Origin of the sequence: Duganella sp. BJB476, from assembly GCF_003416895.1 — a bacterium.
Lineage (GTDB): Bacteria > Pseudomonadota > Gammaproteobacteria > Burkholderiales > Burkholderiaceae_D > Rugamonas.
In genome coordinates this window covers 1,856,288-1,873,730 of the sequence record NZ_QVIO01000001.1, presented here as the reverse complement: position 1 = coordinate 1,873,730, position 17,443 = coordinate 1,856,288, and the positions used below count along the sequence as shown (strand labels likewise).

The following is a 17,443-nucleotide window of genomic DNA, read 5'->3' as shown; positions in this document are numbered from 1 at the left end:
GAATCGCGGCTTGGCAACAGCACTGTAAAAATGTTGCGATTTGCTTATCCAGAGCGCTGGATTTTTTGCCGGGCATACGCTACATTCGCTATAAGGCTACAATAATTAGAACTCCCATTCACACAGCCTATATCAGCGGACAGGACGGCCCAAAATGAAAGTCTCCGAAATTCTTCAGGTTAAAGGCAGCATTCTCTACACTATTTCGCCTGACCAGCCGTTGGCGGATGCCGCTAACACGATGGCGGAAAAAGACATCGGCTCGCTGGTGGTCATGGAATTCGGCGAATTGGCCGGCATGCTGACCTTCCGTGAAGTGCTGCGCGCCCTGCACGAAAACGCCGGCACGGTCGGCGCGGGCACGGTGCGCAAGCACATGGATGATCACCCGATTACCGTGACCCCGGATACCGAGGTCAACGAGGTGCGCCGCATCATGCTGGAAAAGCACGCGCGCTACCTGCCGGTGATGAACGCCAAAACTATCCTCGGCGTGATTTCGTTCTACGACGTCGCCCGCGCGGTGCTGGAAGCGCAGAGCTTCGAGAACAAGATGTTGAAGGCGTATATCCGCGACTGGCCGGCTGAAACGGCTGACCAGGCCGACTAAGCCCGACACTCAGCACCAAAGAAAACGCCATCCGAGGATGGCGTTTTTATTTAGGCCGCGCCTTCCAGCGCGTCGTTGCTGAGCCAACCGTTGAGCGCTGTCGCCGTCATCGGCCGCGCGAACAGGAAGCCCTGCGCCAGCGGGCAGCCCAGCGCTTGCAGTATCTGCGCCTGACGCTCGTCCTCCACGCCTTCCGCGATCACGGCCAGGCCCAGGTTGCGGCCCAGCTGGATCACCATCTCGGCGATGCTGCTGCCACGCGCGGAGCCGGTGATCTCGGTGACAAAGGCGCGGTCTATCTTCAGGCGGTCGATCTGCAGCCGCTGGAGGTAGGACAGCGACGAGAAACCAGTGCCGAAGTCGTCGATCGCGATGCTGACGCCGGTCTGCTTGATCTGGCCCAGCATCTTGATCAGCATGTCCGGCTCTTCCATCGCCATCGATTCGGTGATCTCCAGTTCGACGAACTCCGGCGGCGCGCCGGTGTCTTCCAGCGCCTTGCGCAGCATCTCCAGGAAGTGCGGATGGCGGAACTGTACCTGCGAGACGTTAATCGACATCATGAAGTTCGTATGCCCGGCCTTGCGCAGGTCCACCAGCTCGCGGCAGGCGGTGCGCATCACCCATTCGCCCAGGTCGATGATCAGGCCTGAATATTCGGCGATAGGAATGAAGCGGTCCGGCGAGATGAACTTGCCGTCCGGCGTTTGCCAGCGCAGCAGCGCCTCGGCGCCCACCGGGCGACGCGTGGCTAGGTCGATCTGCGGCTGGTACACCACGAACAGCTGGTTCTGGCCGAAGGCGGTGCGCAGCGCGTGCATCATGCGCACCCGTTCGCGGATCTCCACGCCCATCGAGCGCGAGAAGTAGAAGTGGCCGGCGCGCTGCTGCGACTTGGCGCGCTTGAGCGCGATGTCGGCGTCCTTGAGGGCGTCGGCGCCGCTGCCTTCGTGCTCGCCCAGGCGCACCAGGCCCAGGGTGGCGGACAGCTGCACGTCCTGGCCGTCGATGCTGAACGGGTGGGCGAACAGCGCCAGGATATTGGCCGGATTGACTTGCGAGGAGTCGCCCAGCACGCAGAAGATGTCGCCGCCGATGCGCGCCACCGTCAGCTGGTCGCCCAGCTGCGTTTGCAGGCGGCCGGCGACGGCGACCAGCAGCATGTCGCCGAACTGGTGGCCCAGCGCGTCATTGGTTTCGGCAAAGTGATCCAGGTCGACCAGCGACAGCGTGGCCTCGTCGCGCGCCGGACCGGCCAGCGTGGCATCCAGGATCTCGACCAGGCGGGTGCGGTTGGGCAGCTTGGACAGCTGATCGTAGAAAGCGGCGTTGTGCAGGTGCGTGACCAGTTCCACGTTGTCCAGGCCCACAGCCACGTTGGAGCAGAACACTTCCAGCAGGCGCTCGTCGATCTCGGTCGGCGCGCGGCCGACGTCGAGGTAGGCGACGAAATCGCGGCTGGCTTTACCCGCGAAGTACAGCGTGATGAAGTCCGGGCCGTAGATGTTGCGGCGCTGGCCCAGGGTCAGCTCCATGGCGTCGTACACCGGCTTGTGGTCCTGGTCGCACAGGGTGGCGTTGTCGAGGTGGCGATAGCTGCCGATGGTGGCCATCACCATCAGCTTGTGGCAGCCGTCTTCCGGGCATTCCTGCACGCACAGCACGCCGTTGCCGTCCTGGCCGAGCAGGTCGGCGATCTGGGCCAGCACGCCGGAGGCGAAGTTCTGCACGCCGTGCAGCGACATCAGCTGGGTGCTGGCGTGGACGATCTGGTTCAGGCCGCGGCGGCTGTCGTTGATCTTGCGGATTTGTTCATAGGAGCGGATCGCCGCCGTCACCGTGGTGAACAGCTTGATGCGGGTCAGCTCGGACTTGGTCTTGTAGTCGTTGATGTCGAAATCGCGGATGGCGTCGATTTCCGGCGCATAGCCGGGCTGCCCAGTGCGCAGAATGATGCGCACGTCGGCCAGGTTCAGCGTTTCGCGGATGTAGCGCACCAGGTGCAGGCCGGCGTCGTCCTGCTCCATCACCACGTCCAGCAGGATGACGGCGATTTCGGCTTCGTGTTTTAACAGTTCGCGCGCCTGCCCAGCCGAATACGCATGCACGAATTCGAGCGGGCGCTGCTGCATGTCGAGGTTACCGAGCGCAAAGGTGGTGGTCGAGTGCACATCTTCATCGTCGTCGATGATCATGACCCGCCAAACGTTGCGGGCACCCGGTACCGCAGGCGCCGTCGGATGCTCTTCTAAGAATACCAGATCGTCTTGATCGTCCTTGGATTGCTCAAGGGGTGTGATCGGTGGGGGCATGTGTAGCTTCTCCAGGATTTCTCGGTGTTCTTGAGTTCAAGTATATAGCGAATTGTTAAAAAGTATGCGGATTTCCCACGGTTTATACAGAACGTTGCATACCGGTGTGCAAGTTTGCCATGCTTTCAACGAAAGAATGATATTTTACCAATGGAAACTTGTGTCTTGGAAATTATTATCCCGGCACGACGGCAATCGCCGCCGGCTGGTAGAATTGGGTACTTTCCACCTTTTTCCAAAGATTCTCTTCCTATGTCCGGCAATACATTTGGCAAATTGTTTTCTGTTACTACGTTTGGTGAGTCGCACGGTCCCGCGATTGGTTGTGTGATCGATGGCTGCCCACCGGGACTGCCTTTGTCGGAAGCGGACATCCAGCCGGAACTGGACCGCCGCAAGCCGGGCACGTCGCGCCACGTGACGCAGCGCAAGGAGCCGGACACGGTGGAAATCCTGTCGGGCGTGTACTTGGGCGTCACCACCGGCACGCCGATCGCGCTGCTGATCCGCAACGAGGACCAGCGCAGCAAGGATTACGGCAATATTGCCGAGAGTTTCCGCCCTGGACATGCAGATTACACCTATTGGCACAAATACGGCGTCCGCGATCCGCGCGGCGGCGGCCGCTCGTCGGCGCGCCTGACGGCGCCGGTGGTCGGCGCTGCCGCCATCGCCAAGAAATGGCTGAACCAGCAATACGGCACCGTTTTCAAGGGCTGCATGAGCCAGCTCGGCGAGATCGAAGTGCCGTTCCAGGACTGGATCCACGTGCACGACAACCCGTTCTTCGCGGCCAGCGGCGACGCCGACCTGATCGCCCGCATGGAAGAGGCGATGGACGAGCTGCGCAAGGCCGGCGATTCGATCGGCGCGCGCATCGACGTCATCGCCCAGAATATCCCGGTAGGCCTGGGCCAGCCCATCTACGACAAGCTCGACGCCGACATCGCCTACGCGATGATGGGCATTAACGCCGTCAAGGGCGTGGAAATCGGCGCCGGCTTCAAGTCGGTGGCGCAGAAGGGTTCCGTGCACGGCGACTCGCTGACGCCGAACGGCTTCATCGGCAACAATGCCGGTGGCGTATTGGGCGGTATTTCGACCGGCCAGGACATCACGGTGTCGATCGCCATCAAGCCGACCTCGTCGATCCGCACGCCGCGTCAGTCGATCGACAAGGACGGCAACCCGGTGATGGTCGAGACCTTCGGCCGCCACGATCCGTGCGTTGGCATCCGCGCCACGCCGATCGCCGAGGCCATGCTGGCGCTGGTGCTGATGGACCACGCGCTGATGCACCGCGCGCAGTGCGGCGACGTCCACGTGACGACGCCGAACATCGCGCCGCCAGTCTCTCGTTAAGCGGTGCCGGTACAAGCCTTCAGCTTCGCCTTATTCCTGTTTTGCTACTACGCGCACGCGGGAACCTGGAGCACTTACGCCACGCTGTTCTTTGCCGACAAAGGCATGACGGTGGCGCAGATCGGCGTGCTGATGTCGATGATCCAGGTACTGCGCATCGTTGGCCCCAACGTCTGGGGCTACGTCGCCGATCATTACGACCGCCGCGTGCTGGTGCTGCGCATGGCCGGCTTTGCCGCGCTGGCGGGATTCTCCGGCTTCTTCTTCGGCAGCACCTTCTCCCACTTCATGCTGGCGATGATCGTGCTGAACCTGTTCACCAGCGGCCAGGCGCCGATCTGCGAAGCGCTGATGCTGTCCGAGATGCGCGGCGACCTGACCTTCTATGGCCGCATCCGCATGTGGGGTTCGATCGGCTTCATCGTCTCGGTGACGCTGGCCTCGTACGCGCTGGAACACTACGGCATCGTCGCGCTGCCGTGGGTGGCCGCCGCGCTGCTGGTGCTGACCATAGGCGCCGCGTTCCGCCTGCAGGACGTGCCGCGCCGCGTGCACAAGGTGGCGCCGCCGCCATTGATGTCGCTGCTGCGCCGGCGCGAGGTGATCGCCTTCTTCGCATCCACCGCGCTGATGGTGGCGGCCCACACTTCGCTGTACACCTTCTATTCGCTCTACCTTGAACGCAACGGCTACAGCAAGACCGTGATCGGCGCCATGTGGTCGCTGGGCGTGTTGGCCGAGGTGCTGCTGTTCTACTTCCAGGCGCCGCTGTTCAAGCGCTGGGGCGCGAAGGTCATGATGTATGTGACGTTGGCGGCGGCGCTGGTGCGCTTCCTGATGATAGGTTTCGGCCCGCAGGTACTGTGGCTGCTGATCGTGGCGCAGGTGCTGCATGCGGCGACGTTCGCGCTGCATCACTCGTCGTGCGTGATGACTTTGCAGCGCTGGTTCTCCGGGCCGTTGCAGGCGCGCGGCCAGGCGCTGTACATGAGTATTTCGTATGGCGTCGGCGGCTCGCTGGGCGGCTTGTTCCTGGCGCAGTGGTGGGAGAGGGCGGGGCCGCAGTCGGTGTACTACGTGGCGGCGGTGCTGGTGCTGTGCTCCGCGCTGGCTGCCGTGCTGTCCTACCGCTGGCAGCAGCGCGACAGCTATTAATTGCGGGTGGAGACGGCTTCCTGCTTGTGGCGGCGTTCGACCGCCTTGACCACCAGCGCGCGCATGTCGTTCAACAGCGAGAACTCGGTCTGGCTCAACTGGATCGGCGGGAAGGAATCGTCCCAGTCGCCATACAGGAAGCCGGCCGGCTGGCCGTTGGCCGACAGCGGCAGGATCACGAAGCTGCGCGCTTCGGACAAGGAACTCTTCCACCACAACGGCAGCTTGGCGGCGAACTTGGCGTCGCGGGCGTTTTCGATGAAGATCACGCGGTCGCTGTTGAGCGCCGCGTGGAACACGTTCGGTTCGTAGGCGTCGTCGAAGGTCAGCGCCGGCAGCAGCTCCTTGCTGCCTTCGCCGAAGCTGATCTTGGCGGTGTACTGGTTGTCCTTGCGGTTGCGCACAAACGCCACCGCGCGCGAGAAGTCCAGGCCTTTGTAGACGGTTTCCAGCGCGATCTGCACCATCTGGCCGGGGTTGGCCGTCTCCAGCATGTCGCGCATGTCGGCCAGGCCGCTGAGCAGGATCTTGTTGCCGGCGGCGCGCTGGCGCGTCTTGGCCAGTGCCTTGGCGCGGCGTTCGGCGGGGCGCGACAGCGGCGCGATGGTCAGGTCGGCCGCCGCCACCACCTTGGCCTGCTCGATGGCGTGCATCAGGTTGTCCGGCTCCACGCCCAGCATGGCGGAATAAGCCTCGGTCAGCTGCTTGACCACGGCCGCGCCATCGGGATCGTCGTGCCACAGCGATTCCGCGCACAGCGCCGACATCGTCGACAGGCCGGCGATCCAGTCCGCGGTGCTCACTTCGGCGCCCGGCGCCGGCGGCGCGACCTTGCGCATGCCGTTCACCAGCGTGCCGGGCAGGCCCCAGTGCAGGGCGGCTGCGTGGCCGATTTCTTCCATCGTCAGGCCCAGCATTTCAGGCGCGATATCGTCGATGTGGCGGCCTTCCTGGTCGGCGGCGCGCTGCAATTCGTTCCAGCGTTCCGGCATGTAGAAGGTCATCATCATGCGGCCCAGCGTGTGCAGCATCGAGCACACCACGGCTTCCTCGCCGTGGCGGCTTTCGGCAGTGTAGGCGATCTGCTGCGCCACGATGCCGGCCAGCACGGCCTTTTCCATTTCGATGTGGGCGACTGTGGCGTCGGGCGAGCCGGCGGCCAGTTCCTCGATCAGCTTCAGGCCCAGCGCCAGGTGGCCGATGGCCTCCGTGCCCAGCACCAGCACCGCCTTGGAGACGGTGTTGACATGCTGGCCAAAGGCCGAATACATGCCGCTGTTGGCCAGCCGCAGCACCTTTTGCGTCAGCACCGGATCGGACAGCACGGTGCGGGTCATGTTGAATTCCTGGTCGTCCTCGCCGCGCATCGCGCCCAGGATGGCGGTGATGGCCTTGGCGAAACCGGGCATGTCGCCGCGCCGGCGGGTGCAATCCCACAGCGTCGCCAGCGTGGCGTCGCCCAGCGGGGTGCCGGCGGTGAAACGCGCCGTCATTGCGCCACCTGGCGCAGTTCGGCTGGCACCACTTTGACGTGGATGCTTTCCTTGAGCGCGGCCATGGCCACGTTGGCGGCCATCGGCTTGCCGGTCAGGTAGCCCTGGATGTACTGGCAGCCGCGCTGTTCCAGGTATTCCATCTGGCCTTCGGTTTCCACACCCTCGGCCACCACCGACAGGTCGAGGTGCTTGGCCAGGTCGAGCACGGCATTGCAGATGGCGCCGTCCTTCTGCGAACCGGGCAGGTCGCGGATGAAGGTGCGGTCGATCTTCAGTACGGAAATAGGGAAGCGCTTCAGGTAGGCCAGCGAGGAATAGCCGGTGCCGAAATCGTCAATGGCGATGCGGGCGTTGCGCTCCGCCATCTTGGACAGGATGGACTCGGCATGCACCGGGTCGATCATCAAAGTGCCTTCTGTGATTTCTAAAACCAATTGCTCACCAAGTAGGCCGGAGAAGGCGATCGCATCGTCCAGCACGTCGAGAAATTTATCATTGCGGAATTGCCGCGGGCTGATATTAACAGAGATGTACAGGCTGCGCTTGGCCACCTCTTCGAACTGTTTCAGCTGTACGCAGGCGGCTTTCAGCGCCCAGGCGCCCAGCAAATTGATGAGTCCGTTGGTCTCGGCGATCGGGATGAAGCGGGCCGGCGGCACCATGCCCAGGGTCGGATGCTTCCAGCGCATCAGCGTTTCGAAGCCCTGGATCTCGCGCGTGCGGGCGTCGACTATCGGCTGGTAGTACAGCAGGAACTCGCCCTCGCGCACCGCCTGGAACATGGCCGCTTCCAGCGAAATGTCGTGCTCCGGCGGGCCGGACTGGGACTGGCTGTAGACCACGCAACGGGCCTTGCCGGTTTCCTTGGCGCGCGACATGGCGGCGTCGGCCAGCGCGACCAGCTTCACTTCGTCCTCGGCGTGTTGCGGATAGACCGCCACGCCGACCGAAGCGCCGACATAAATCGTGTGGTTCTCGATTTCAAACGGCGACTGCAAGGTGGCGATCAGGCGGCCGGTGACCAGCTTGATCTGCGCCTCGGTGGCGGTGCCGGGCAGCACGGCGACAAACTCGTCGCCGCCGACGCGGGCCAGGGTGTCGCTGTCGCGCAGGGTCTTGCGCAGGCGGGCGGCGGCGGTGCGCAGCAAAGCGTCGCCGATCGGATGGCCGAGGCCGTCGTTGACTTTCTTGAAACCGTCCAGGCCGATGGTGGCGACCGAGAAGCCTTGGCCGGAGCGGCGTGCGTTGGCGATCACCATGCGCATGCGGTCCGACAGCAGCAGGCGGTTGGGCAGTTCGGTCAGGGCGTCGTGGGTGGCCATGTGGCGCAGGCGTTCTTCGGTGGCGTGCTGCACCGTCATGTCGCGGCCGACCACCAGCAGCTCGCTGGCGCCATGCTGGTTGGCGTAGCTGGACACCCGCAGCTCGTGCCAGATCTCGGCGTCAGGAGTTTTGATGCGTGCTTCCAGCAAGCGGGACTGGCCCGATGCGCCCACTTCGGCCAGCAGGGCGGCCATCGGCGCCTGGTCGTCCAGCGAGATCAGGCGCGGCAGCGTGTCGCCGGCCAACGGGGTTTGACTGGCGATCAGGGCGACCGCGCGTTTGCTGGCAAAGAGTATCTGCCCCAGCTGATTCAGGCGGAAAACAACATCGCCCGCCTCTTCCATGAGGTTATCCAATTCATGACGCGGGGATGGGGCTGGGATACTGGAAAACATCGCGAGGATCTAATCTTTCATTTTATACATGTAACGTGGCTGCGCGAATCTTGCAAAACCAGAACGCAATGTATCACTGATGAGAGTGGAATTACATGAAAAATGACAACATCCGGGCTACTTTTACAGTTTTCTATTGAGTTGGGCTAAAAAATCGGCCTGGCAGAGGGGGAAGCACGGCTGTTTTGGGCAGCCGTGCGGGGGGGATTCAGGCGAAGCGCGTGCCGAGCTCGGCAATGCGTTTTGCATAGTGCTGCGGGCCGATATGGTCGACAAAGTGGATGGCGCCGCCGGTGTGGGCAGGGAAGCCGAGCAGGCGCACGGAAACCAGGTCGGCCTCGTCGCTGCCGGCGACGCCCTTTCTGACTTGATCTTGCGCAGTGATGGACAGCGCATACAACAGGCGGTCGCGGATGTCGGCCAGGCCGGGCGCCGGCGCTGCGGCGTCAGTGCTGGTCGGGATGGCGTCGGTGTCGGGCGGCGGCGGCAGACCGGCCGCGCGGACGGCGTTGCGCAGCAGCGCTTCCGGCACCGATTCGGAGCGCAAGGCTTGTACCTCGTCGGCGTAGCGCTGGTGCAGCGCGGCGGCCAATTCCAGCGCCGCTTTGGATGACAGGTCGGCGCGGATCTGGCTCAGGCGCATCAGGTTGCGGGCCACGGGGCTGATCGCGGTCTGGCAGAAATAACGGCTTTCGATCAGCAGCGCGCTGTCGAAATCGACTTGCAGGCCTTCGACCATGGCGCACAGGATGGCTTCCGGCGCGGGCGCGTGGCCGCCGGTGCGCTCGCGCAACATGGCGGGCGCCACTTGCAGCAGGGTCTGCACCGGCGCGGACGTGAGCGCGCCGCCGGGCAGGCGAAAGCCCTTGACGTCCCACGGCTGCACGGCCGGCGCGTCGGCCGCCATGGTGCCGTGCACCAGCTCGGCGACTTCTTCTTCGTTGTCGGCCACGGCGTGCAGCAGGCCGGCGCGCAGCGCCTGGTCGGCCGTCAAGGTCGCGCCTTCCAGCAGCAGCGGCATGGCGGCCTGCAGGCCGGCCAGGCGCACGCTGCGGGCGATTTCGCCCGCCACCGGCGCCACGCCCAGATGCACTTGCGGCAGGCTGAAAGTCGCGTCAACCAGGCTGATGCGGTGATGGCAGGCCAGCGCCAGGCCCAGCGCATGGCCGCTGACGGCGCCGCCCAGCGTGGCGATCACCGGGATGCCCAGGCATTCCAGCCGGCGCAGCAAGGCGTTGTAGGCGCCCAGCATATGCATGCAATCGCCGGCCTGGGCCGTTGTCAGCGACATCAGGTGTTCCACTTCGTGGTCGGAGTCGCCGGCGTCGGCGTGGAAGCCGACGATGACGCCGTGCAGCTCGCTGCGCTTGGCTTCCAGCTTGTCGATCAGGGCCGCCAGCTCGCGCTGGAACAGGCGGCTCAGCGGATTGATGGCGCGCGTGGCCAACATGACGGTGATGGCGCCGCCGTTTTGATGTGTGGTGATCATGATCATGTCGTTCCGTTCACACGCGTTCGATGATGGTGGCGATGCCCATGCCACCACCGACGCACAGGGTAATCAGGCCGCGCTTGAGTTCGCGGGCTTCCAGTTCGTCCAGCAGGGTGCCGAGCAGCATGCAGCCGGTCGCGCCCAGCGGGTGGCCGAGCGCGATGGCGCCGCCGTTGACGTTGACCTTTTCTTCCGGCACGCCCAGCTCGGTCATGAAGCGCATGACCACCGAGGCAAAGGCTTCGTTGACTTCGAACAGGTCGATGTCGGCGATCTCCAGGCCGGCTTTCAGCAGCGCCTTGCGGGCGGCGGGCGCCGGGCCGGTCAGCATGATGGTCGGATCGGTGCCGGTGACGGCGGTGGCCAGCACGCGCGCGCGCGGCTTCAGGCCCAGCCGGTTGCCGGCGGCCTTGCTGCCGATCAGTGCGAGCGCGGCGCCGTCGACGATGCCGGACGAGTTGCCGGCCGTATGAATATGGTCGACCCGCGCCAGCTGCGGATATTTGCGCAGTGCCACGCTGTCGAAGCCCATCCGGCCGGCCGCTTCGAACGAGGGCTTCAGGCCGCTCAGCGTTTCGATGGTGGTGTTGGGCTTGATGAATTCGTCTTCGGCCAGGATCAGCACGCCATTCTGGTCGAGCACCGGCACCACCGAGCGGAAGCGGCCGGCGGCGCGCGCTGCGGCGGCCTTTTGCTGCGAGCGCATGGCGTAGGCGTCGACCTGTTCGCGGCTGTAGCCGTCCAGCATGGCGATCAGGTCGGCGCCTATGCCTTGCGGCAGAAAGTCTGTGTTGAGGCTGGTTTCCGGGTCCAGCGCCCAAGCGCCGCCGTCCGAGCCCATGGCCACGCGCGACATCGACTCGACGCCGCCGGCCACCACCAGGTCTTCCCAGCCGGAACGCACTTTCTGCGCCGCCAGGTTGACCGCTTCCAGGCCCGAGGCGCAGAAACGGTTCAGTTGTACGCCTGCCACTTTCCAGTCCCAGCCGGCCGCCAGCGCGGCGATCTTGGCGATGTCGGCGCCCTGGTCGCCGACCGGCGTGACACAGCCGAGCACGACGTCGTCGATCAGCGCGGTGTCGAGTTTGTGGCGCGATTGCAGCTCGCGCATCAGGCCGGACAGCAGCGTAATCGGCTTCACGCTGTGCAAACTGCCGTCTTTCTTGCCCTTGCCGCGCGGGGTGCGGATGGCCTCGTACACATAGGCTTCGGTCATGGAATCTCCTTATCTGGACGAACATCATAGAGTGCAAACGACAACAAAGCAACTGCTTGCTTCGTGTCGGTATTTGCGCTAGTCTGACCTGATAATAAGGGGACAGACCATGTTTGACAGCCACGAACATCAGGAATTACAACGCACACTGAAGCGCTTCATCGAGAGCGAAATCAATCCCTACGTGGATGAGTGGGAGGAAGCCGGCATATTTCCGGCGCACGCCCTGTTCCGGAAAATGGGGGAGCTCGGTTTGCTGGGCTTGACCAAGCCGGTCGAGTACGGCGGCCTGGGCCTCGACTATTCGTATTCGATGGCCATGGCCGAGACCTTGGGCCACGTCGACTGCGGCGGGATTCCGATGGCGATCGGCGTGCAGACCGATATGTGCACGCCGGCCCTGGCCCGATTCGGCTCGGATGCCTTGCGCCGCGAATTCCTGGCGCCGGCCATCAGCGGCGAGATGGTGGGCTGCGTCGGCGTGTCGGAAGCGCATGCGGGGTCGGACGTGGCGGCCATCAAGACCCATGCGCGCAAGGACGGCGGCGACTACATCATCAACGGCAGCAAGATGTGGATCACCAACAGCTTGCAGGCCGACTGGATGTGCGTGCTGGTCAACACTTCCGACGGCCCGGCGCACAAGAATAAGACGCTGGTGATGGTGCCGATGGATACGCCGGGCGTCTCGGTCGGCAAGAAGATCCGCAAGATCGGCATGAACGCCTCCGACACCGGCCTGATTTACTTTGACGAGGTACGCGTGCCGCAGCGCCACGCCATCGGCGAGGAGGGGCAAGGCTTCGTCTACCAGATGCTGCAGTTCCAGGAGGAGCGGCTGTGGGCCGCCGCCAACGCCGTGCAGACGCTGGCCAACTGCATCGACCTGACGGTGGAATGGGCGCGCGAACGGGCGATGTTCGGCGGCCGGCTGCTGGATAACCAGCACGTCTATTTCAAGCTGGCGGAATTGAAGACGGAAGTGGAGAGCCTGCGCGCGCTGACCTATCGCGCCGGGCAGCTATATATTAGCGGGCAGGATGTGACGGAGCTGGCGTCGATGTGCAAGCTGAAGGCCGGGCGCCTGTTGCGCATGGTGCCCGACGCGTGCATGCAGTTCTGGGGCGGCATGGGCTACAGCTGGGAGAGCCGCGTGGCGCGCATGTTCCGCGACGGCCGCCTGACGTCCATCGCCGGCGGCGCCGATGAAGTCATGTTGGGCATCATCGCCAAGCAGATGGGCATCCTGCCCAAGAAGGAGAAGAAATGAATCCATTCGATACGCATGAAGTGCGCAACACGGTTGCGCCGTTTGAAAACATCAACCTGTATGCGGCCGATCCGGCCTTGCAGGAAGCCTTGCTGCGCGAGGGCGGCGCAGACGCTGCCGAATCGCTGCACGCGCTGGGCGCGCAACTGGGCCGGGCCGAGGTGCTCGACCTGGCGCGGCTGGCCAATCTGCACTCACCCAAGCTGCATAACTTCGACCGCAGCGGCAAGCGCGTGGACGAGGTGGAGTTTCATCCGGCCTGGCATAGTTTGATGACGCTGTTGATCGAGAACGGCGCGCATGCGTCGCCGTGGCTGGGTGGTCCTGGCGCGCAGGTCGCGCGGGCGGCGCGCTACATGCTGTTCGGCCAATTGGAGAACGGCTCGCAATGTCCGGTGACGATGACGTATGCGTCGGTGCCGGCGCTGAAGCAGGCGCCGAAGATCGCCGCCAAGTGGCTGCCGAAAATCCTGTCGACGCAATACGATCCGCGCTCGCTGCCGGTGGAGCAAAAGCGCGGCGCCATCATCGGCATGGGCATGACGGAGAAGCAGGGCGGTTCCGACGTGCGTTCCAACACCACCCGCGCCGAACCGGTGCTGCCGGCCGATGCGCGCGCGATGTTCGGCGATGAAGGCGAGGACGTGTACCGCATCGTCGGCCATAAATGGTTCTTCTCGGCGCCGCAGAGCGATGCGCACTTGATCCTGGCGCAGACCGACGACGCGGGCAGCGCAGGGTTGTCGTGCTTCTTCCTGCCGCGCTACCTGCCGGACGGCAGCCGCAACCAGATCCGCGTGCAGCGCCTGAAGGACAAGCTGGGCAACCGCTCGAATGCCTCGTCGGAAGTCGAGTTCACCGGCGCGTATGGTTGGTTGATCGGCAAGCCGGGGCGCGGCATTCCGACGATACTGGAAATGGGCAGCCACACCCGTCTCGATTGCGTGCTGGGTAGCGCCGGCACCATGCGAGCGGCGCTGACGCACGCGCTGCATCATGCGCGCGGACGCTCGGCGTTCGGCCGTCCGCTGTCCGAGCAGCCGCTGATGCAGAACGTGCTGGCCGACCTGGCGCTGGAATCGGAGGCGGCGACCGCGTTCGGCATGCGGCTGGCGCGCTGCTTCGACCAGGGTGACGATCCGGCGCAGGCGCTGCTGGCGCGCATCCTGACGCCGGCCGGCAAATACTGGATCTGCAAACGCGGCCCGGCTTTCGGCGCGGAGGCGATGGAAGTCATCGGCGGCAGCGGCTACGTGGAAGATGGCCCGCTGGCGCGGCTGTACCGCGAACTGCCCGTCAATTCGATCTGGGAAGGCTCCGGCAACGTCATGTGCCTTGACTTGCTGCGCGCCTTCGGCAAAACTCCTGCCGCGCGCGCAGCATTGGCGGCCGAGCTAGCGTTGGCCGGCGAGTCCGATGCCGACTATGTCCGCTACACGCAAGCCTTGCTGGCCGATCTCGATCAACCGCAGTCCGACGAATTCGGCGCCCGCGTGCTGGCCGAGCGGGTCGTGCTGGCGGTGCAGGCCGGCCTGCTGCTGCGGCATGCGCCGGCGTATGTGTCGTCGGCGTTTGTCGCATCGCGGCTGGCGCGCGAGCCGGGCGGCGCGTTCGGGCGCTTGCCGGCGGGCGTCGATTGCGCCGCGATCCTGGCGCGGGCACTAGTTGAATAAATTGGATAAATAGTTATGACGAATACAGCTCCTGTCGACAACCGCCGCGCCGATCTGGTGCGCGTTGCTGCACGCCTGTTCCGCGAACGCGGTTTCGACGGCACCACCACGCGCGACATCGCCGATGCAGTCGGCATGCGCTCGGGCAGTCCGTTCTATCACTTCAAGAGCAAACAGGAGATCCTCGCCGCCGTGATGGAGGAGGGGCTGGTGGCTGGGCTGCCGGCCGCCGAGCAGATCGCCGCCGGCGAACTGCCGCCGCGCGCCAAGTTCCAGGCGCTGGTGCGCGCGCACCTGGAGATTGTGCTGGGCGAAGGCCACGATTTCATTCCGGTGCTGCTGTACGACTGGCGTCGCCTGACGCCGGAGCTGCGCGAACGCGTGCAGGTGCTGCGCGACCGCTACGATCAGCTGTGGCAGGACGTGGTGAACGAACTGTCGGCCGCCGGCTTGCTGCGCAGCGACAGCGCGGTCGCGCGCCTGCTGCTGATGGGCGCCATCAACTATAGCGTGCTATGGTACAAGCCGGGCCAGGGGTCGAACCTGGACCAGATAGCGGAAGAGGCGGTCGCCATGTTTCTGGGACCTGAGGCCTAGTATAATGGCCGGCACATACCGACTAAAAAGAGCAAACAATGAAACAAGATCCGCGCTTTCCCAATTTGTTCATCACCGACCACCCGCTGATCCAACATAAACTGAGCCACATGCGCGCCAAGGATACGTCGACCCGTACCTTCCGCGACCTGCTCAAGGAAATCACGCTGCTGATGGGTTACGAGATCACGCGCGACCTGCCGCTGACCACCCGCACCATTGAAACCCCTTTGATGACCATAGCCGCGCCGGTCATCGCCGGCCGCAAGCTGGCCATCGTTCCTATCCTGCGCGCCGGCATCGGCATGAGCGACGGCCTGCTGGACCTGGTGCCGTCGGCCCGCGTGGGCCACATTGGCGTGTTCCGCGACCCGGAAACCCACCAGCCGGTGGAATACCTGGTGCGCCTGCCGGACACGGTTGAACGTACCTTCATCCTGTGCGACCCGATGGTGGCGACCGGTAATTCGGCCGTGCACGCGGTGGATGTGCTGAAAAAGCGCGGCGTAACCGACGAGCAGATCATCTTCCTGGCGCTGGTGGCTGCACCTGAAGGCATCACAGTGTTCCAGAATGCCCATCCTGGCGTAAAAATCTACTGCGCCTCGCTGGATTCGCACCTGAACGACCACGCTTACATCGTCCCAGGCCTGGGCGATGCCGGCGACCGCATCTTCGGCACCAAGTAATCATCATGGCGCTGCCCGAAGATCCCGCCTTCCGTGCCCGACTGGCGGCGTTAAGCGAAAAATTCGCCTCGACCGTGCCGGGGACGCTGGAACAGATCACCCAGGCGTTCGCCGCCTGCCAGGCTTCCGGGGACGAGTTGCCGCCGGACGCGCAACTGCATCAACTCCACGAATTGCTGCATGGCGTGGCCGGATCGGCCGGGACCTTTGGTTTTGCCATGTTTGGGCAACAAGCGCGGCGTATCGAGCAGATGGTGCGCGGCGTTTTGGCCGAACATACAGACTGGCCTGCGGTGATACCGGAAGTGGAACAGCTGTTGAAATGGGCTGCCCGTGACGCGCAAGCAACAACTTATGAGTAAGTGTGCGCTTGATCTGCCTCAAGTCGCGTACTATTAACTTGTCTATAGTGTTACATACGCCCAGATTTACGAGCATTGAGCGGTGGAAAGTTATCTTTTGAGCTGTTTTCTACCAAAAAAAGAATTGCTTTGCATTTATTTTCGTGAAAACGTGCTTTTCTCTCGTAAATGGGTATAATGCGGGATCGTTTAGATTCAAGAGTAGTGCAGTTTGTCTGTCATTTCTTTCTTGCCTCAAACGATATCACGGGCGCAAGCCCAACTTAACTGAAATAGGAATTGTAATGGCAACTGGTATCGTAAAATGGTTCAATGATTCGAAGGGCTTCGGCTTTATCACCCCTGACGAAGGCGGCGAAGATCTGTTCGCTCACTTCTCGGCGATTCAGTCCGCAGGCTTCAAGTCGCTGCAAGAGAACCAACGCGTTTCTTTTGAAGTGACCGCTGGTCCTAAGGGCAAGCAAGCTTCGAACATTCAGCCAATCTAATACGCTGAATCTAACGAAATAAAGAAATCCTCGGTATCCGAGGATTTTTTTTCGCCCGCGTTTTTGTGCGGGCTGCCCAAGCGACATCATTTCCAGGTTTTGCGCCAGTAGTCCGGCTGCGCATACGTGTGCCGCAGGAAATCCACGAAGGCGCGTATCCGCAGCGGCAAGTGCCGGCGCTGCGCGAACACCGCATAAATGTCGTTGCCGGGCGCGGCGTGTTCGTTGAGCACGGTTTGCAGCTTGCCGGCTTCGATCTCATTCCCGACTTCCCACATCGAGCGCCACGCCAGGCCTTTGCCGGCCAGCGCCCAGTCGTGCAGCACCTGGCCGTCGTTGCTGCCCATGTTGCCGCCGACCTTCATCACCACGTTCTTGCCGTTGTCGCGGAAGGTCCAGCCGCGCTGGCTGCCTTCGCTGCTGATCGCCAGGCAGTTGTGCTTGGCCAGGTCGGCCAGCGTTTTCGGTTCGCCGTGGCGCTTGAGGTAGGAGGGCGCGGCCACGACCACCCGTTCGTTGTCGGCCAGCTTGACGCTGACCAGGTTGGAATCGGACAGGCTGGCGATGCGGATCGCCACGTCGATGCCTTCGCCGACGATGTCGACTACGCGGTCGCTCATGTTGAGCGTGACGCTGACATCGCGATGCTCGGCCAGGAAGGAGGGGATCAGCGGCGCCACGTGCTGGCGTCCGAAACCGGCCGGGGCCGAGATCATCAGGTGACCCGTGGCGTGCGCGCTACGTTCGGCGACGGCGGTTTCCGCTTCTTCCAGTTCCGCCAGGATGCGCTGGCAGTCCTCCAGGAAGGCCGCGCCTTCGTTGGTCAGTGCCAGTTTGCGCGTGGTGCGTTGCAAAAGTTTGACACCCAAACGGCTTTCCAGCGCGTCCAGGCGGCGGCCTATCATGGCGGGCGCGATGCCCTCGGCCCGCGCGGCGGCCGACAGGCTGCCCTTGGACACTACTTCTACGAAGGTGGAAATCTGTCTGAATTGACCCATGGATA

At 63.6% G+C, this 17,443-nt stretch carries 15 protein-coding genes; 9 read left to right on the top strand and 6 right to left on the bottom strand.

Annotation, left to right across the window (positions count from 1 at the left end):
• The first annotated feature begins 154 nt into the window (after positions 1-154).
• Complete coding sequence (locus D0T21_RS08210; RefSeq protein WP_026334688.1) at positions 155-610, top strand: CBS domain-containing protein; 456 nt, start codon at positions 155-157, stop codon at positions 608-610.
• Positions 611-660: 50 nt separating this feature from the next.
• Here D0T21_RS08210 and D0T21_RS08205 read toward each other — a convergent pair whose 3' ends face one another.
• On the bottom strand, positions 661-2,922 hold the full coding sequence (locus D0T21_RS08205) for a bifunctional diguanylate cyclase/phosphodiesterase (protein ID WP_116990841.1): 2,262 nt from the start codon (positions 2,920-2,922) through the stop codon (positions 661-663).
• A 252-nt stretch (positions 2,923-3,174) separates the two neighbouring features.
• Here D0T21_RS08205 and aroC point away from each other — a divergent pair, with 252 nt between their 5' ends.
• Positions 3,175-4,284 carry a chorismate synthase gene (aroC, locus tag D0T21_RS08200; RefSeq protein WP_116990840.1) on the top strand — a complete coding sequence of 370 codons (1,110 nt, stop codon included), beginning with the start codon at positions 3,175-3,177 and terminating at the stop codon, positions 4,282-4,284.
• Positions 4,285-4,287: 3 nt separating this feature from the next.
• Positions 4,288-5,439 carry an MFS transporter gene (locus D0T21_RS08195; RefSeq protein WP_116990839.1) on the top strand — a complete coding sequence of 384 codons (1,152 nt, stop codon included), beginning with the start codon at positions 4,288-4,290 and terminating at the stop codon, positions 5,437-5,439.
• Here D0T21_RS08195 and D0T21_RS08190 read toward each other — a convergent pair.
• The 4 genes from D0T21_RS08190 to D0T21_RS08175 form a co-directional block, all read right to left on the bottom strand.
• Complete coding sequence (locus D0T21_RS08190) at positions 5,436-6,932, bottom strand: HDOD domain-containing protein (protein ID WP_116990838.1); 1,497 nt, start codon at positions 6,930-6,932, stop codon at positions 5,436-5,438. The genes D0T21_RS08195 and D0T21_RS08190 overlap by 4 nt on opposite strands.
• A complete protein-coding gene (locus tag D0T21_RS08185; protein ID WP_116990837.1) occupies positions 6,929-8,602 on the bottom strand; it encodes a bifunctional diguanylate cyclase/phosphodiesterase in 1,674 nt (557 codons plus the stop codon). Before D0T21_RS08185 ends, D0T21_RS08190 begins: the two co-directional genes overlap by 4 nt.
• A 259-nt stretch (positions 8,603-8,861) precedes the next feature.
• A complete protein-coding gene (locus tag D0T21_RS08180; RefSeq protein WP_199538492.1) occupies positions 8,862-10,142 on the bottom strand; it encodes an enoyl-CoA hydratase-related protein in 1,281 nt (426 codons plus the stop codon).
• Positions 10,143-10,158: 16 nt separating this feature from the next.
• On the bottom strand, positions 10,159-11,361 hold the full coding sequence (locus tag D0T21_RS08175) for an acetyl-CoA C-acetyltransferase (RefSeq protein WP_116990835.1): 1,203 nt from the start codon (positions 11,359-11,361) through the stop codon (positions 10,159-10,161).
• Between the two features lie 109 nt (positions 11,362-11,470).
• Here D0T21_RS08175 and D0T21_RS08170 point away from each other — a divergent pair, with 109 nt between their 5' ends.
• The 6 genes from D0T21_RS08170 to D0T21_RS08145 all read left to right on the top strand — a co-directional run bounded on the left by D0T21_RS08170 (position 11,471) and on the right by D0T21_RS08145 (position 16,440).
• Entirely contained in the window at positions 11,471-12,631 is a 1,161-nt protein-coding gene (locus D0T21_RS08170; RefSeq protein WP_116990834.1) for an acyl-CoA dehydrogenase family protein, read from the top strand.
• The gene (locus D0T21_RS08165) at positions 12,628-14,304 is read left to right on the top strand and encodes an isovaleryl-CoA dehydrogenase (RefSeq protein ID WP_116990833.1); all 1,677 of its coding nucleotides are present in this window, start codon (positions 12,628-12,630) and stop codon (positions 14,302-14,304) included. Before D0T21_RS08170 ends, D0T21_RS08165 begins: the two co-directional genes overlap by 4 nt.
• A gap of 15 nt (positions 14,305-14,319) precedes the next feature.
• Entirely contained in the window at positions 14,320-14,901 is a 582-nt protein-coding gene (locus tag D0T21_RS08160; RefSeq protein WP_116990832.1) for a TetR/AcrR family transcriptional regulator, read from the top strand.
• Positions 14,902-14,939: 38 nt separating this feature from the next.
• Positions 14,940-15,590, top strand: a complete 651-nt coding sequence (upp, locus tag D0T21_RS08155; protein WP_116990831.1) for a uracil phosphoribosyltransferase — start codon at positions 14,940-14,942, stop codon at positions 15,588-15,590.
• A 5-nt stretch (positions 15,591-15,595) separates the two neighbouring features.
• A complete protein-coding gene (locus tag D0T21_RS08150; protein WP_116990830.1) occupies positions 15,596-15,952 on the top strand; it encodes an Hpt domain-containing protein in 357 nt (118 codons plus the stop codon).
• Between the two features lie 284 nt (positions 15,953-16,236).
• Positions 16,237-16,440, top strand: coding sequence for a cold-shock protein (locus D0T21_RS08145; protein ID WP_020703630.1), 204 nt, complete (start codon positions 16,237-16,239; stop codon positions 16,438-16,440).
• 86 nt (positions 16,441-16,526) lie between these two features.
• Here the strand turns inward: D0T21_RS08145 and D0T21_RS08140 are convergent, their stop codons facing one another.
• Complete coding sequence (locus tag D0T21_RS08140) at positions 16,527-17,438, bottom strand: LysR family transcriptional regulator (protein ID WP_116990829.1); 912 nt, start codon at positions 17,436-17,438, stop codon at positions 16,527-16,529.
• Between the last annotated feature and the right edge of the window lie 5 nt (positions 17,439-17,443).

Excerpts from the sequence above, each read along its gene's own strand:
- D0T21_RS08175 (WP_116990835.1), bottom strand. The coding sequence starts at position 11,361 with ATGACCGAAGCCTATGTGTACGAGGCCATCCGCACCCCGCGCGGCAAG.
- D0T21_RS08180 (WP_199538492.1), bottom strand. The coding sequence starts at position 10,142 with ATGATCACCACACATCAAAACGGCGGCGCCATCACCGTCATGTTGGCC.
- D0T21_RS08140 (WP_116990829.1), bottom strand. The coding sequence starts at position 17,438 with ATGGGTCAATTCAGACAGATTTCCACCTTCGTAGAAGTAGTGTCCAAG.
- D0T21_RS08165 (WP_116990833.1), top strand. The coding sequence starts at position 12,628 with ATGAATCCATTCGATACGCATGAAGTGCGCAACACGGTTGCGCCGTTT.
- upp (WP_116990831.1), top strand. The coding sequence starts at position 14,940 with ATGAAACAAGATCCGCGCTTTCCCAATTTGTTCATCACCGACCACCCG.
- D0T21_RS08190 (WP_116990838.1), bottom strand. The coding sequence starts at position 6,932 with ATGACGGCGCGTTTCACCGCCGGCACCCCGCTGGGCGACGCCACGCTG.
- D0T21_RS08150 (WP_116990830.1), top strand. The coding sequence starts at position 15,596 with ATGGCGCTGCCCGAAGATCCCGCCTTCCGTGCCCGACTGGCGGCGTTA.
- D0T21_RS08210 (WP_026334688.1), top strand. The coding sequence starts at position 155 with ATGAAAGTCTCCGAAATTCTTCAGGTTAAAGGCAGCATTCTCTACACT.
- D0T21_RS08170 (WP_116990834.1), top strand. The coding sequence starts at position 11,471 with ATGTTTGACAGCCACGAACATCAGGAATTACAACGCACACTGAAGCGC.
- D0T21_RS08145 (WP_020703630.1), top strand. The coding sequence starts at position 16,237 with ATGGCAACTGGTATCGTAAAATGGTTCAATGATTCGAAGGGCTTCGGC.
- D0T21_RS08205 (WP_116990841.1), bottom strand. The coding sequence starts at position 2,922 with ATGCCCCCACCGATCACACCCCTTGAGCAATCCAAGGACGATCAAGAC.
- D0T21_RS08185 (WP_116990837.1), bottom strand. The coding sequence starts at position 8,602 with ATGGAAGAGGCGGGCGATGTTGTTTTCCGCCTGAATCAGCTGGGGCAG.
- aroC (WP_116990840.1), top strand. The coding sequence starts at position 3,175 with ATGTCCGGCAATACATTTGGCAAATTGTTTTCTGTTACTACGTTTGGT.
- D0T21_RS08160 (WP_116990832.1), top strand. The coding sequence starts at position 14,320 with ATGACGAATACAGCTCCTGTCGACAACCGCCGCGCCGATCTGGTGCGC.